The 14,136-nt window shown below is 69.6% G+C and carries 14 protein-coding genes; 13 read left to right on the top strand and 1 reads right to left on the bottom strand.

Annotated features, from left to right (window positions below):
• Positions 1–17: 17 nt before the first annotated feature.
• The 12 genes from raiA to J7357_RS00845 all read left to right on the top strand — a co-directional run bounded on the left by raiA (position 18) and on the right by J7357_RS00845 (position 11,298).
• Positions 18–335, top strand: a complete 318-nt coding sequence (gene raiA / locus J7357_RS00900) for a ribosome-associated translation inhibitor RaiA (RefSeq protein ID WP_010344105.1) — start codon at positions 18–20, stop codon at positions 333–335.
• A 21-nt stretch (positions 336–356) separates the two neighbouring features.
• Positions 357–809, top strand: a complete 453-nt coding sequence (locus J7357_RS00895; RefSeq protein ID WP_209244235.1) for a PTS sugar transporter subunit IIA — start codon at positions 357–359, stop codon at positions 807–809.
• Positions 806–1,756: an HPr(Ser) kinase/phosphatase gene (gene hprK / locus J7357_RS00890; RefSeq protein WP_209029729.1), complete on the top strand. Its 951-nt coding sequence runs from the start codon at positions 806–808 to the stop codon at positions 1,754–1,756. The genes J7357_RS00895 and hprK overlap by 4 nt, the downstream gene beginning before the upstream one ends.
• Positions 1,753–2,631, top strand: coding sequence for an RNase adapter RapZ (gene rapZ, locus J7357_RS00885; protein ID WP_209029728.1), 879 nt, complete (start codon positions 1,753–1,755; stop codon positions 2,629–2,631). The genes hprK and rapZ overlap by 4 nt, the downstream gene beginning before the upstream one ends.
• Before the next feature lie 145 nt (positions 2,632–2,776).
• A complete protein-coding gene (locus J7357_RS00880) occupies positions 2,777–3,169 on the top strand; it encodes a sugar transporter (protein WP_010344109.1) in 393 nt (130 codons plus the stop codon).
• A complete protein-coding gene (locus tag J7357_RS00875) occupies positions 3,162–3,431 on the top strand; it encodes an HPr family phosphocarrier protein (RefSeq protein ID WP_010344110.1) in 270 nt (89 codons plus the stop codon). Before J7357_RS00880 ends, J7357_RS00875 begins: the two co-directional genes overlap by 8 nt.
• 58 nt (positions 3,432–3,489) lie before the next feature.
• The gene (gene ptsP, locus J7357_RS00870) at positions 3,490–5,208 is read left to right on the top strand and encodes a phosphoenolpyruvate--protein phosphotransferase (protein WP_209244234.1); all 1,719 of its coding nucleotides are present in this window, start codon (positions 3,490–3,492) and stop codon (positions 5,206–5,208) included.
• 608 nt (positions 5,209–5,816) lie between these two features.
• Positions 5,817–7,175, top strand: coding sequence for a magnesium transporter (gene mgtE, locus J7357_RS00865; RefSeq protein ID WP_209244233.1), 1,359 nt, complete (start codon positions 5,817–5,819; stop codon positions 7,173–7,175).
• A gap of 175 nt (positions 7,176–7,350) precedes the next feature.
• A complete protein-coding gene (locus J7357_RS00860) occupies positions 7,351–8,169 on the top strand; it encodes a prolyl oligopeptidase family serine peptidase (protein WP_209244232.1) in 819 nt (272 codons plus the stop codon).
• A 92-nt stretch (positions 8,170–8,261) separates the two neighbouring features.
• Positions 8,262–9,002, top strand: coding sequence for a hypothetical protein (locus J7357_RS00855; RefSeq protein ID WP_244667172.1), 741 nt, complete (start codon positions 8,262–8,264; stop codon positions 9,000–9,002).
• A 315-nt stretch (positions 9,003–9,317) separates the two neighbouring features.
• A complete protein-coding gene (locus J7357_RS00850) occupies positions 9,318–9,770 on the top strand; it encodes a hypothetical protein (protein ID WP_209244231.1) in 453 nt (150 codons plus the stop codon).
• Positions 9,771–10,029: 259 nt separating this feature from the next.
• The gene (locus tag J7357_RS00845) at positions 10,030–11,298 is read left to right on the top strand and encodes an arsenic transporter (protein WP_209244230.1); all 1,269 of its coding nucleotides are present in this window, start codon (positions 10,030–10,032) and stop codon (positions 11,296–11,298) included.
• A 383-nt stretch (positions 11,299–11,681) separates the two neighbouring features.
• Here the strand turns inward: J7357_RS00845 and J7357_RS00840 are convergent, their stop codons facing one another.
• Complete coding sequence (locus tag J7357_RS00840) at positions 11,682–13,058, bottom strand: amino acid permease (RefSeq protein ID WP_209244229.1); 1,377 nt, start codon at positions 13,056–13,058, stop codon at positions 11,682–11,684.
• Positions 13,059–13,561: 503 nt separating this feature from the next.
• Between J7357_RS00840 and J7357_RS00835 the strand changes: the two genes are divergently transcribed.
• Entirely contained in the window at positions 13,562–14,044 is a 483-nt protein-coding gene (locus tag J7357_RS00835; protein WP_041500367.1) for a hypothetical protein, read from the top strand.
• Positions 14,045–14,136: the final 92 nt, after the last annotated feature.

The following is a 14,136-nucleotide window of genomic DNA, read 5'->3' as shown; positions in this document are numbered from 1 at the left end:
GAACCAAGGAGTATCCGATGCGTATCGAGACCTACGGCCAGCAGATCGAAGTCACCCCCGCCCTGCGCGAGTATGTGGAGACCAAGCTGCAACGGCTGAAGCGACACTACGAGGAAACCATCGAGGTCCGCGCCCAACTGGCGCTGCGCAAGCCCGACCATCACGTCGAGGCCACCGTCAATGTCCCCGGCCGCACCCTGCACGCCGACGCCAGCGCACAGACCATGTACGCGGCCATCGACCTGCTCGCCGACAAGCTGGACCGGCTGATCATCAAGCACAAGGAAAAGAAGCACGACCATCATGCGGCCGAGGTGCGCGACAATCTCGCGTGATCCTCTCCACGTTGCGCCGCCATGCCCTTGACCGATCTGATGGCGGCCGTCAGCACCCAGGTGCTTCCGGCCGCCGATCGCGACACCCTGCTGCACACCGCCGCCGGTCTGCTGGCCTGCCAGCAGGCCGGCGGCGATGAACTCTTCGCCAGCCTGCGCGAGCGCGAGCAGCTCGGCAGCACCGCCATTGGCCATGGGATCGCCATCCCGCACGGCCGCGCGCCGGACCTGGACGCCCCACGCGGCGCACTGCTGCGCCTGCAACAGCCGATCGATTTCGACGGCCAGGGCACCCTGGTCGACCTGATCTTCGCCATGGCCGTGCCGGCGCACTACACCCACCAACACCTGATGCTGCTGTCCGAACTGGCCGAGCAGTTCTCCATCGAGGAATTCCGCGACGCCCTGCGCAACGCGCCGGACGCCGCCGCACTGTATGCGCTGCTCGGCGGCGCGCCACGGGCCGCCGCATGAACACCAGCATCGACGCACGCGAGCTGTTCGACCAGCAGCGCGACCGCCTCGGCCTGCGCTGGCTGGCCGGGCACAAGGGCGAGCACCGGGTGCTGGAGGCCGGCAATGCGGTCTCGCGGCGGCCGTCGCTGGCCGGCTACCTCAACACCATCTACCCCAACAAGGTGCAGATCCTCGGCACCGAGGAACTGGCCTGGCTGGACTCGCTGGACGCACGCCAGCGCTGGGAGACCATCGAGAAGATCGTGCAGGTGCGGCCGCTGGCGCTGGTGGTCACCAAGAACCAGTCGTGCCCGGAGGACCTGCGCGCGGCCGCCGACGAATCCGATACGCCGCTGTGGGTCTCGCCCAAGCGCGGCCACGAACTGCTCAATCACCTCTCCTACCACCTGGCACGCACGCTGGCGCCGCGGGTGATCCTGCATGGCGTGTTCATGGAGATCTACTCGATCGGCGTGCTGATCACCGGCGAGGCCGGCTCGGGCAAGAGCGAACTGGCGTTGGAACTGCTCAGCCGCGGCCACCGCCTGGTCGCCGACGACGCGCCCGAATTCACCCAGATCGCCCCCGACGTGCTCGACGGTACCTGCCCGGAACTGCTGCAGGACCTGCTGGAAGTGCGCGGGCTGGGCGTGCTGAACGTGCGTGAGATGTTCGGCGACACGGCTGTAAAGAAGAACAAGTACCTTCGGCTCATCGTGCATCTGACCCGGCCCATGACCGAGCCCACGCCCCACGGCTACGAGCGCCTCACCGGCGATTCCGGCACCCGCCACGTGCTGGACCTGGACGTGCCGCTGATCACCCTGCCGGTGATGCCCGGCCGCAACTTGGCGGTGCTGACCGAGGCCGCCACGCGCCTGCACATCCTGCGCACCAAGGGCATCGATCCGGCAGCGATGTTCATCGCCCGCCACAGCAACCTGCTGGAGCGGCGCACCCCATGACCGCCGGCGCCAACACCTCCACCCTGGTCATCGTCAGCGGCCTGTCCGGCTCCGGCAAGTCGGTGGCGCTGAAGACCTTCGAGGACCTGGACTACTACTGCGTCGACAATCTGCCGGTGGAATTGCTGCCGGCCTTCGTCAAAAGCCTGGTGCGCGAGGATGCCGGCCCCAGCAAGCTGGCGGTGGGCATCGACGTGCGCAGCCGCCACAGCGACCTGACCCAGCTCTCGCGCTGGCGCGAGGCGGTGGCGCAGTTCGGCCTGGATGCGCGGCTGCTGTTCTTCGACGCCAACGACGAGGCGCTGATCAAGCGCTACGCCGACACCCGCCGGCGCCATCCGTTGTCGCGCCAGGGTCTGTCGCTGCCGGAGGCGATCGAGCGCGAGCGTGCCCTGACCGAGCCGCTGCGCGAGGCGGCCGATGCGGTGATCGACACCAGCACGCTCAACGTGCACCAGTTGCGCCGGCGGGTCACCACCGAGTTCGCTCTGTCCGCCGAGAACACCTTGTCGCTGCTGTTCGAGTCCTTCGCCTACAAGCGCGGGGTGCCGGCCGAGGCGGATTTCGTGTTCGATGCGCGGGTGCTGCCGAATCCGCACTGGGACCCGGAACTGCGCCCGATGACCGGCCGCGACAGCGGCGTGCGCGAGTACCTGGACGCGCAGCCGGACGTGCAGCGCTACACCGCGCAGCTGATCGACTTCCTCGACACCTGGCTGCCGCGGCTGCGCAACGACACCCGCAGCTACGTGACCATCGCCTTCGGCTGTACCGGCGGCAAGCACCGCTCGGTCTACCTGGCCGAACGCCTGGCCCGCCACGCCCGCGAACAGGGCTGGCCGGAAGTGGCGACCTTCCATCGCGAGCAGGATTGATCGAAAAGCCGGGATTCGGGATCGGGGATTCGGGATTGGCAAAAGCGGCATTGCTCTGGCTCTTGCGAATCCCCAATCCCGAATCCCCAATCTCCGCTCCCCACAGGCATTCCCTGCGCCCTGCCTGACCTGTTAACGTTCTCCCATGGCCTGTGGCATTCTCCTCATCACCCACCCTGGGATCGGCGCCGCGCTGCTGAGCGTGGCGACCCGGCTGTTGCGGCAATTGCCGCTGAAAACCGAAGCGTTCGACGTGCCGTTCGATGCCGACCTCGACGCGCTGCTGCCGCAGGCGTCTGCGGCGTTGCGGCGGGTGGACGATGGCGATGGCGTGCTGGTGGTGACGGATCTGTACGGGGCCAGCCCGAGCAACCTCGCCGCGCGGCTGGCGCGCCTGGGCACGCCGGTGCGGCGCGTCTCCGCGCTGAGCCTGCCGATGCTGCTGCGGATCATGAACTACCCCGAACAAGGACTGGAGCAGTTGCCCGCGACCGCCGCCGCCGGCTCGCGCAACGGCGTGGTGATCGACGATGCTTGAACGCGAACTGCTGGTCTCCAACCGCCTCGGCCTGCATGCCCGCGCCACTGCCAAGCTGGTGCAGACGCTGTCCTCGTTCCGCTGCAATGCCACGCTCGCGGCCAAGGGCCGCGAGGTCAACGCCAAGAGCATCATGGGCGTGATGCTGCTGGCCGCCGCGCAAGGCACGCCGGTGACGGTGCGGGTGGACGGGGCCGACGAAGCCGAGGCGCTCAAGGCCGTGGTCGACCTGTTCGAGCGGCGCTTCGACGAGGACAGCTGAGCATGCGCCGCCGGCGGCCGCAGGCAGGGACGCGGTGCCGCCGCACGGGGCACGCGCGGTGAGCGTGCGCATCGCCGGCCATGGCGCCTCGCGCGGCAATGCCCTGGGCCGGGCGCGGGTGCGCCTGCCGCATGCGCTGGATGTGGCCGAGCAACGCATCGGCGCAGCGCAGATCCCCGAAGAACTCGATCGCCTGCACCGCGCGGTGGACGCCGCGCGCGAGGAGATGCACGGCCTACGCCAGCGCCTGCACGGCGCCCTGGCCAAGGAGGTCGGCGAGTTCCTCGACCTGCACGCGCTGCTGCTGGACGACCCGGAACTGCTGCACGGCCTGGACGAACTGATCCGCACCGGCCGCTACAGCGCCGACTACGCGCTGCGCCTGCAGCGCGACCGCCTGGCGACCGTGTTCGACGACATGGAAGACGCCTACCTCAAGAGCCGCATGGACGATCTGGACCATGTGATCGGGCGGATCCATGCGTTCCTGCAGAAGCGCCAGCCGGACAGCGAAGGCCTGGCCGGCGAGATCCTGGTGTGCGAGAACGTGGCACCGTCGGAACTGGCGCAACTGCAGGCGCAGGGCGTGGTCGGCATCGTCACCAGCGCCGGCAGCACGCTGTCGCACAGCGCGATCCTGGCGCGCAGCCTGCACCTGCCCCTGGTGGTCGGCGTCGCCGACGCGCTGCAGAAGATCAACGACGGCGACGTGCTGATCGTCGACGGCACCCAGGGCGCGGTGCTGGTCGACCCGACCCCGGACGACCTGCGCGACTACCGCAGCCGCGTACGCGAGCAGGCCAGGCTGCAGCGCGGCCTGAGCAAGCTGCGCTCCAAGCCCAGCCGCACCCGCGACGGCGTGGACATCACCCTGCTGGCCAACGCCGAGTCGCGCGACGACGTCACCCGCGCGCATGCCCTCGGCGCCGACGGCCTGGGCCTGTACCGCACCGAATTCCTGTTCCTGCAGCGCGACGCCCTGCCCGACGAGGAAGAACAGTTCCACACCTACCGTGACGCGGTGCTGGGCATGAGCGGGCGGCCGGTCACCATCCGCACCCTGGACCTGGGCGCGGACAAGGCCGATCGCACCGGCCTGACCATGAGCAATGAAGAAAACCCGGCACTGGGGCTGCGCGGCGTGCGCCTGTCGCTGGCCCGGCCGAAGGTCTCCGACACGCAGTTGCGTGCGCTGCTGCGCGCCTCCGCCTACGGGCCGGTGCGGGTGCTGGTGCCGATGGTCAGCGCGCGCGAGGAACTGCTGGCGATGCGCCGCCATCTCAAGCGCATCGCCGCGCAGTTGCGCCGCGACGGTCATGCCATCGCCGAGCAGGTGCAACTCGGCGCGATGATCGAGGTGCCGGCGGCGGCGCTCGCGCTGGACACCTTCATCGACGTCATCGACTTCCTGTCGATCGGCACCAACGACCTGGTGCAGTACCTGCTTGCCGCCGACCGCAACAACGAGGCGGTGGCCGAGCTGTATTCGCCGCTGCATCCGGCGGTGCTGCGCCTGATCGCGCAGGTGATCGCCACCGGCCAGGCCCACGGCAAGCCGGTGGCGGTGTGTGGCGAAATCGCCGGCGACCCGACATTGACGCCGATGCTGCTGGCGCTGGGGCTGCGCGAGTTCAGCCTGCACCCGGCGACGATGCTGGAAGTGCGCCAGGTGATCCGCGACACCGACCTGCAGGCCCTGCGCCAGCGCGGCACCAAACTGCTGCAGGCCCGCGACCGCAAGGGCATCGAGCGTTGGCTGGGCTGCGCGATCGGGTAGTTCCCGTGCGTGTGCTGCGTTGCATTTCGTAGGAGCGGCTTCAGCCGCGACAAACCTGGTCGGCACCACCGTCGCGGCTGAAGCCGCTCCTACAGAACACCGGGCCGCCGCACGCGCAGGCACGCATCGCGATCTCCGCCTTCGACTCCTTCAGCCTGTATCGCATCCTTGTGGGAGGGACTTCAGTCCCGACGCCTGGCCCCCTATCGCGTCGGGACTGAAGTCCCTCCCACAAAAAGCCGCCGCCCGCGTGTCTGCGTAGATGCGCCATCTCCCGTCAGCATCCCTCTCCCCAACTTTCTGACTTCTGTTTCCTGCCTTCTGTTCCCGCTCTCTGCCCTGCTCTCTACTTCCTCCTCAGTGCTCCCTGCTCCCCACCTACCCTTTGCCTCTCACCCACGTCCCCAAAAGCAAGCTGATCGCTCCCTACTCCCTCGCCTTTCTCCGAGCGCACTGACCCTGCTTCGCTCTGCACTTGCGATTCCCGATTCCCCACTCCCGGCTCCACCAACACTGTGCTTCCCGCAACATGCAGGCGATAATGTTGGGATGAACATCTGACCGACCGCGTTTCTCCGGAGCGCGGCCTCTACCGAAGGGAGCAGCGCATGGCCGACGCCGTCCGCCACGACAAGACCGCGCGGCAGCTGCGCATGCTGTCCGATGCGCTGGACAGCGGGCGCCTGGGCCCGGTGCGGCGCTTGGTCAATACGCTGGCGCCGGCCGAGATCGGCAACCTGCTGGAGTCGCTGCCGCCGGGCAAGCGCGAGGTGGTGTGGGGGCTGGTCGATCCGGAGGACGACGGCGAGGTGCTGCTCCACGTCGGCGAGGAAGTGCGCGAAAGCCTGCTCGCGGACATGGACCCGGACGAAATCGTCGCCGCGGTCGAAGACCTGGACATCGACGACCTCGCCAACCTGGTCGAGGACCTGCCGGACACGGTCATCGACGAAGTGCTCAAGTCGATGGACCGCGAGAACCGCGAGCGGCTCGAGCAGGTGCTTTCGTATCCCGAGGACAGCGCCGGGCGCTTGATGAACCCGGACGTGGTCACCGTGCGCGCCGACGTCAACGTCGATGTGGTGCTGCGCTACCTGCGTCTGCGCGGCGAGCTGCCCGACCACACCGACCACCTGTTCGTGGTCAGCCGCCGCCACCAGTACCTGGGGCGGGTGTCGCTGGCGGCGCTGGTGACCCACGAGGATTCCACCCCGATCAACCGGCTGATCGACGACGAGCAGCCAGCCATCGACGTCGGCGAGGGCGCCGACGAGGTCGCGCGGCAGTTCTCCGACCACGACTGGATCTCCGCGCCGGTGGTGGACGACAACAACATCCTGCTCGGCCGCATCACCATCGACGACGTGGTCGACATCATCCGCGACCAGGCCGAGCACCAGGCGATGAGCGCGGCCGGCCTGGACGAGGACGAGGACCTGTTCAGCCCGGTGCGGCGCGCGTTCCGGCGCCGCCTGCTGTGGCTGACGATCAACCTCGGCACCGCCTTCATCGCCTCCAGCGTGGTCGGCCAGTTCGAGGGCACCATCGCCAAGCTGGTGGCGCTGGCCGCGCTGATGCCGATCGTGGCCGGTATGGGCGGCAACGCCGGCACCCAGGTGCTGGCGCTGATGGTGCGCGGCCTGGCCCTGGGCCAGATCGGCGCCTCCAACGTGATCGTGCTGCTGCGCAAGGAACTGGCGGTGGCGCTGATCAATGGCCTGGCGCTGGGCATCGGCCTGGGCCTGATCGTGCTGCTGTGGTTCAAGCAGCCGCTGCTGTCGCTGGTGATCGGCTCGGCCCTGACCATCAACCTGCTCACCGCCGCGCTGGGCGGCGTGCTGGTGCCGCTGACGCTCAAGCGCCTGGGCTTCGACCCGGCGCTGGCAGGCGGGGTGATCCTGACCACGCTGACCGACGTGATGGGCTTCCTCAGCTTCCTCGGCCTGGCCACCCTGGTCCTGCTGTAGAACGTGCGCGTGCGCGGCGACTGCACGCGTCGCCGCAGCCACCCCGGCACGACGCGCACACCGCCGGCACGCGCCTTGGCCGGCGGCTGACTGGCGCATGTCCGCCGCCGCTGTCCGGGTTGTCGGAAAGACGCCAAGGCCACGATACTGCGGGCTCACCACCCGAGGGCCAGCCATGTCGATGCGTTCGTTGCTGCTTCTGCTGTGCCTGTCGATGGTCGGCTGCAGCAGCTTGCCCAGCGACCCCGCCACCGGCCACTTCGTCAGCCGCCAGCTCACCCTCGACGGACGCATCTACCGCTACCAGGTGTTCGTGCCGGCGCCGGCGCATCGCCAGGGCCCGGTACCGGTGGTGCTGTTCCTGCACGGCTCCGGCGAGCGCGGCGACGACGGCCGCGACCAGACCACGTCCGGCCTGGGGCCCTATCTGCGTCGCCACCTGGCCGACTTCCCGGCCCTGGTGGTGATGCCGCAGGCGCCCGACGGCGAGGAATGGAACGGCGCCAACGCGACCATGGCGCTGCAGGCGCTGGACGACAGCAGCGCCGAGTTCAACGGCGACCCGCAACGCACCTATCTGACCGGCATGTCGATGGGCGGCTACGGCACCTGGGAGATCGCCCTCAAGCAGCCGCAGCGCTTCGCCGCGCTGGTGCCGATCTGCGGCGCGATCCTGTCCCCGCACGAGGACCGCGAGTACCTGGTGGTGACGCCGGTGGCCTATCTGGCCGATCCCTACAGCGCGCTGGCGCAGCGCCTGCGGCACGTGCCGGTGTGGATCTTCCACGGCGCCCAGGACGACGTGGTGCTGCCGCACGACGACCGCAAGATCGTGCGTGCGTTCAAGAACCTCGACGCCGACGTGCGCTACACCGAATACCCGCAGGGCAACCACAACGCCTGGGATGCCACCTACCGCGATCCGAAGATGTGGCAGTGGCTGTTCGCGCAGAAGCGCAGCGACGCCGCCACGCCGACCACCGCCGACAACTGAGTGCGGCGGCCATGCGTTGCGCGCTTGCCTTGGTGTAACCGGGGTGCTTACCTGACAGCGACTTTCCACCACCGTTCGATGCAGGGGGATGCATGCGACACAAGGGGATGCTGCGCGCCACAGTGTGCGCGCTGTTGGCCTGCGCCGGCCATGGCGCGGCGGCACAGGCGCTGACCGAGCCGGTCACCACCTACCTGCAAGGCAAGGCGGCGACCGCACGCCCAGGCGTGGAGTACCGCAAGGACATCGCCACGCTGCAGACACGCCTGGACAGCATGGATGCGGCGGACATCGCCCTGCTGGACCGGATCATCGCCCATTGCAGCAGCTGGCAACGGCCCGGCCTGCGCGTGATCAGCGTCGCCGACGTGCACGAGTACGAGGCCTACATGGCCGCCCATGACGACGGCCAGCCGACCGAATGGATCGACCTCAGTTGCGCCAACGCGCTGCAGATGCGCGGCTTTGCCGCCGCCGCACAACGGCAGTGGTCGGAGGCGCTGGCATGGCTCGACCAAGCGATCGCGCTCGGGCCGTATCTGTTCTCCGCCTATACCGAACGCGGCTATGCATTGCGCAACCTCAAGCGCACGGACGAAGCGCTCGCCAGCTATCGGCAGGCGCTGGCGCTGGCCGACGTTTCGCCACGGGCGCGCGCAGGCCGCGCGATCGCGCTGCGTGGCATCGGCTCGCTGTTGATCGACACACCGGACAAGGCCGGCGCCCGCGCGGCCCTGCAGCAGTCGCTGGAGCTGGAACCCGGCAATGCCGTCGCCCTGCACGAACTGCAGTATCTCGACCGGATGGAGGCGGCAGCGTCGCCACCGCATTAGGGCCCGCTCGCACTACCGCGCATGTCGCGCTATGAGCTTGCATGCCTGCAGCGAACGCAACGACGCAGATCTATGCGCGCCAATGCGCCACGGCCAGGCCTGTCGGCTTCCGCCAGCCCCAGACGCGCGGCATGCGTCGGCGGCCAGCAACATGAGGGTGCGATCGGGCGCGACGCGGCAAACATGGAGCGCGGCGCTGCAGGCAGGGCGCAGCGGTCCTGCGGTGACGCAGGACAATCCCCAGCGCGCGACGCCATCACCTGTCGGCGATGCGCCAAAGCGCGTACAGTCCGCGCTTTCGCGCACAGGGCCGGCATGGCGACCATTCCTTCCGCATCGCAGACCGCCTTCCACGCCCGCCTGCGCGCCCTGGATCCAGGTGCGGCGACGATCCCCGGTGCGGCGATTCCACCGCTGCTGCTGCCGGCATGCGACGACGATGCCTCTCCCCTGCAGCTCAGCGACAGCGGACGCTGGCTGTTGCAGGTGCTGGACGCACTGGACGCCCTGCATCAGGCCGCGCAGGCCAGCCGCCTGTCCGCCGATGCGCTGCGTCGCGACCAGAAGTTCGCCCCGCCCGGGCGGCCGTCGCTGCACCTGGTGCAGTTGCGCCAGCAGCAGGCGGCCGCGCAGCAGGCCGTGCGTCGCGCCAACCAGGCACTGGCCCAGGCCGCCACCGGCTTCGTGCGCAGCGCCGGGCTGACGCCGCCGCCAAGGACCGGACCCGTGGCGTTCGTGCAAGGGTGGATCGCACGCCATCTGGGGTAGCGGCACCGCGGCGCCGCGCGGTCCTGGCGTGCAGGGATGTGCGGAACGCCCCGCTGCGCGTGTCTACGCAAGCTAAACCGCGGGCGCCGAAGCCCCCATGTCGGCCCGGCCTGCACCTGCCCCGCTGCTATCCTGCACGCCCCTCGGACTGCGCTGCCCGCCGCCCCATGCCCGTGCCCTCTCCCATCGCCCTCCCCTGCCTCGCCCCAGCGGCCTGTTCGCGCGCGCGCCTCGGCGCCCGTGCCACGGCAGCGGCGGCATGAGCATGCCCGTCGCGCACACGGCCAATCTCGCCACCTGGAGCATCTGCGCGCTGGCCACGGCCGGCGTGATCGCGCGGCCGTTCAAGCTGCCCGAGGCGTGCTGGGCGGTGGGCGGCGCGCTGCTGCTGATGGTGGTGGGCTTGATGCCCGGCGGTGAGGCCTGGCAGGCGGTACTCAAGGGCCTGGACGTGTACCTGTTCCTGATCGGCATGATGCTGCTGTCGGAGACCGCGCGCGCCGAAGGCCTGTTCGACTGGGTGGCGATGCATGCGGTGAACCTGGCCAAGGGCTCGACCCAGCGCCTGTTCGCGCTGGTGTTCGGCGTCGGCATCGTGGTCACCGCGTTCCTGTCCAACGACGCCACCGCGGTGGTGCTGACCCCGGCGGTGTACGCGGCCGCGCGCAAGGCCGGCGCCAAGCCGCTGCCGCTGCTGTTCGCCTGCGCGCTGATCGCCAACGCCGCCAGCTTCGTGCTGCCGATCTCCAACCCCGCCAACCTGGTGCTGTACGGCGGCAAGATGCCGACCCTGGGCGCGTGGATGGCCGCGTTCGCGCTGCCGTCGCTGCTGGCGATCGGGGTGACCTTCGTGATGCTGCGCTGGGCCGAGCGCAAGGACCTGACCGGCCATTGCGCCGCGCGCGTGGACACGGTGCCGCTGACCCGCGGCGGCACCTTCGCCCTGGTCGGCATCCTCGCCACCGCAGTGCTGCTGGTCGGCGTCTCCGCGCTGGGCCTGGACCTGGGCCTGCCGACCTGCCTGGCCGGCCTGGCGACGCTGGGCGTGGTGTGCCTGGGCGGCCGGCAGTCGCCGCTGCCGATGGCCAAGGCGGTGTCGTGGTCGGTGCTGCCGCTGGTGGCCGGCCTGTTCGTGCTGGTGGAGGCGCTGTCGCGCACCGGCGTGATCGGCCTGCTCGCGCGCACCCTGACCGACGCTGCCGCACACTCGCCGCAGGCCACCGCCGGCATCGCCGGCACCCTGCTGGCGTTCGGCTCGAACCTGATGAACAACCTGCCGGCCGGCCTGATCGCCAGCACCACCGTGGCCCAGGCGCAGCCACCGCAACTGGTGGTGGACGCGCTGCTGATCGGCGTGGACCTGGGGCCGAACCTGTCGATCACCGGCTCGCTGGCGACCATCCTGTGGCTGACCGCGATCCGCCGCGAAGGCGAGGACGTGGGCTTCTGGCGCTTCCTCAAGGTCGGTGCGCTGGTGATGCCGCCGGCGCTGCTGTGCGCCCTGGGTGCGCGCCTGCTGCTGGGCTGAGCGGCACGCGTGCACGTGGTGGATCGCCCATGGCGATCAAGCCCGCGGGATGGGCACCCAGTCCGCGCATGCAGCGATCGCGGGTCGGTCGCGGTGTCGTCCATCGCAGCGCGTCGCGGCTGAAGCCGCTCCTACGAGGGCATCGGGCAGCTCGCAGAATTCCCCTGTAGGAGCGGCTTCAGCCGCGACAGGCCTTGCCGCGGACACCTGCCGCGGTTGCTCCATGAAAAGCAACACGCGCCGCCGCTGCGGCGACACACATGACGCGCGCGAAGCGCTGTCATGCAGCCGCGACGAACGAAGCAAACGCCGTCCGACACCCTCACGCGTCGGGACTGAAGTCCCTCCCACAACGGCATGCCGCCACCGCTGGAGCGCGCGCCCTACCCCGCGCGCAGCCGCCGCGCCACGCCGCTGACCACGGCAATCACCGCGGTCAGCGCCGCCATCGACAGGAACTGCGTGCGGGTGTCCGGCGAGGCCACCAGCAGGCCGAAGATCAGCGCCAGGATCGCCAGCGCCAGCACGGTGAGCACCGGATAGCCGCGCATGCGAAACGGCAGGCGGGTGCCGGCGCGGTCGGCGCGCGCGCGCAGGATCAGTTGCGACAGCAGCGAGATCGTCCACACCAGCAGGCAGGTGGCGCCGACGATGTTCAGCAGCACCGGCAGCACCCGGTTGGGATACAGCAGTTCCAGCACCGCGGCGACGAAGCCGAACAGCACGCTGGCCAGCACCGCCAGCCACGGCACCTGCTGCCGACTGGATGCGGCCAGCGCGCGCGGCGCTTCGCCGCGCTGGGCCAGCGAGAAGATCATCCGCGAGGCGCCGTACAGATTGGCGTTGAGCGCCGACAGCAACGCGATCACCGCGATCAGGGTGATGCCGGTGGCGGCGCCGGGAATGTTGGCCACCTGCAGCACCGCGGCGAACGGCGAACTCAGCGCCTTGCTCTGCCATGGCACTACCGCGATGATCACGCTCAGCGAGCCGATGTAGAACACCAGGATGCGCCAGGCGACGGTACGGATGGCACGGGCGATGCTGCGCTCCGGGTCGGCGGTCTCGGCCGCGGCCACCGCCACGATCTCGGTGCCGCCGAAGGCGAACACCACCACCAGCAGCGCCGCGCCGATGCCGGCCAGGCCCTTCGGCGCGAAGCCGCCGTTGCCGGTAACGTTGGACAGGCCCGGCGAGGGAACACCAGGCAGCCAGCCGGCCAGCAAGGCGATGCCGACCAGGATGAAACCGACGATCGCCGCCACCTTGAGGATGGCGAACCAGAATTCGAACTCGCCGAAGTTGCGCACGCCCAACAGGTTGATCGCGGTGAACGCGGCCATGAACGCGATCGCGGCCATCGGCACCGGCAAGCCCGGCCACACCGTCGCCAGCAGGCCGGCCGCGCCCACCGCCTCGGCGGCGATCACGATCACCAGTTGCAGCCACCACAGCCAGCCCACGGTGGCGCCGGCGGTCGGCCCCATCGCGTCGGCGGCATAGACCGAGAACGCGCCGCTGGCCGGCTTGGCCGCGGCCATCTCGCCCAGCGCGTTCATCACGATGATCACCAGCGCGCCGGCGACCAGGTAGGAGATCAACACCGCCGGCCCTGCCGCGTGCACGCCGACGCCGGAGCCCAGGAACAGGCCGGCGCCGATCGCGCTGCCCAATCCCATCATGATCAGTTGCCGTGGTTTCAGCGCGTGGCGCAGGGCGGGAGCGGCGGCAGGCGGGACAGGCGCGGACGGATGCGGCATCGGCTCGGTCGGGTGCGGAAAACGCGACACGATACAGGCTGACGGCGACGACGTGCGGCTGCGCACGCGTTTGGCCGCTTGCGGCCGCGGATCGGCCCGCCGCAGCGGGATGGCTGCTGCAACGCAGCGCGGATCCGCGCACGTGGGCACCAACAACGCCGCGCACGCGATGCCGACGGCCACCCTTCCCTGGAAACGACACGGCGGAACGAACCGACGCCACCAATATACGGAATTACCTTACATGCGGCGCCAACGTCATTTCGGCTCATATGGTTGATTTTGCTTGTTGACAGCAATGCTAACGTCAGAAATACTGAACTCAACGCTTGAAAAGTCTCCTATTTCCGCACCTGCCGATGAGGGCGAACGCGGAACCGGGAGGACCGCAGGCGACGACGGACCGGGAGACGGCCCGTTGCGGGCGCTCCGGCCGGAAAGGACCACGGCTGTCGCTCGTCCCATGGCGTACAGGTCCGTACATCCAGACAAGGAGAGACACCATGATCAAACCGCTGCTGACCCTCACCATGCTGGCGGCCGCGCTGGCCGCGCCCTGCCTGCAGGCCGCCCAGCGCGCGCCGCTCAACGCCGCCGACGCGATCCAGGGCATGGGCGAACGCCTGCCCATCGGCAAGCAGAACGTCAGCCTGTCGCCGCTGTTCAAGGTCTACACGTTCGAGAAGGCCGGCCTGCGCTTCGTGCAGATCAACTCGCTGCAGGACGAGGTCATCACCGTGCTCAGCGCCACGCCGGGCACCGACACGCGGCTGCCGATCGGCAGCGCCGCCGAGGAGCAGATGATCGCGGTCAACGATGCGAAGAACCAGCCGCTGGGCATGGTGACCGCCGCGGCCAGCTGCCCGTGCAACGCCACCGTGGTCTACCGCGACGCCACCACCACCATCGTGGTGGTCTACGGCTCCAACGGCGAATACATCACCTCGTACGTGATCAAGACCCCGCAGACCAAGCCGCCGCAGTAAGCGCCACCTGGGCGCCGCGGCCGCCCACTGCGGCCGCGGCGCTATTTGAGTGCGGGCGTCGATGACCTCGGCCGCCCGATCGGGAGCGGCCG

The sequence above is a fragment of the Xanthomonas sp. D-109 genome, from assembly GCF_017746095.1.
GTDB lineage: Bacteria > Pseudomonadota > Gammaproteobacteria > Xanthomonadales > Xanthomonadaceae > Xanthomonas_A > Xanthomonas_A sacchari.
The sequence above is the reverse complement of the archived record's forward strand: the minus strand, read 5'-3'. Positions and strand labels throughout refer to the sequence as shown.

Bases quoted from the DNA above. Each gene is read 5' to 3' on its own strand.
- J7357_RS00840 (WP_209244229.1), bottom strand. From the start codon at position 13,058: ATGCCGCATCCGTCCGCGCCTGTCCCGCCTGCCGCCGCTCCCGCCCTG.
- J7357_RS00875 (WP_010344110.1), top strand. From the start codon at position 3,162: ATGCTTGAACGCGAACTGCTGGTCTCCAACCGCCTCGGCCTGCATGCC.
- rapZ (WP_209029728.1), top strand. From the start codon at position 1,753: ATGACCGCCGGCGCCAACACCTCCACCCTGGTCATCGTCAGCGGCCTG.
- J7357_RS00855 (WP_244667172.1), top strand. From the start codon at position 8,262: ATGCGACACAAGGGGATGCTGCGCGCCACAGTGTGCGCGCTGTTGGCC.
- J7357_RS00895 (WP_209244235.1), top strand. From the start codon at position 357: ATGCCCTTGACCGATCTGATGGCGGCCGTCAGCACCCAGGTGCTTCCG.
- J7357_RS00880 (WP_010344109.1), top strand. From the start codon at position 2,777: ATGGCCTGTGGCATTCTCCTCATCACCCACCCTGGGATCGGCGCCGCG.
- J7357_RS00860 (WP_209244232.1), top strand. From the start codon at position 7,351: ATGTCGATGCGTTCGTTGCTGCTTCTGCTGTGCCTGTCGATGGTCGGC.
- J7357_RS00850 (WP_209244231.1), top strand. From the start codon at position 9,318: ATGGCGACCATTCCTTCCGCATCGCAGACCGCCTTCCACGCCCGCCTG.
- J7357_RS00845 (WP_209244230.1), top strand. From the start codon at position 10,030: ATGAGCATGCCCGTCGCGCACACGGCCAATCTCGCCACCTGGAGCATC.
- raiA (WP_010344105.1), top strand. From the start codon at position 18: ATGCGTATCGAGACCTACGGCCAGCAGATCGAAGTCACCCCCGCCCTG.
- mgtE (WP_209244233.1), top strand. From the start codon at position 5,817: ATGGCCGACGCCGTCCGCCACGACAAGACCGCGCGGCAGCTGCGCATG.
- hprK (WP_209029729.1), top strand. From the start codon at position 806: ATGAACACCAGCATCGACGCACGCGAGCTGTTCGACCAGCAGCGCGAC.
- J7357_RS00835 (WP_041500367.1), top strand. From the start codon at position 13,562: ATGATCAAACCGCTGCTGACCCTCACCATGCTGGCGGCCGCGCTGGCC.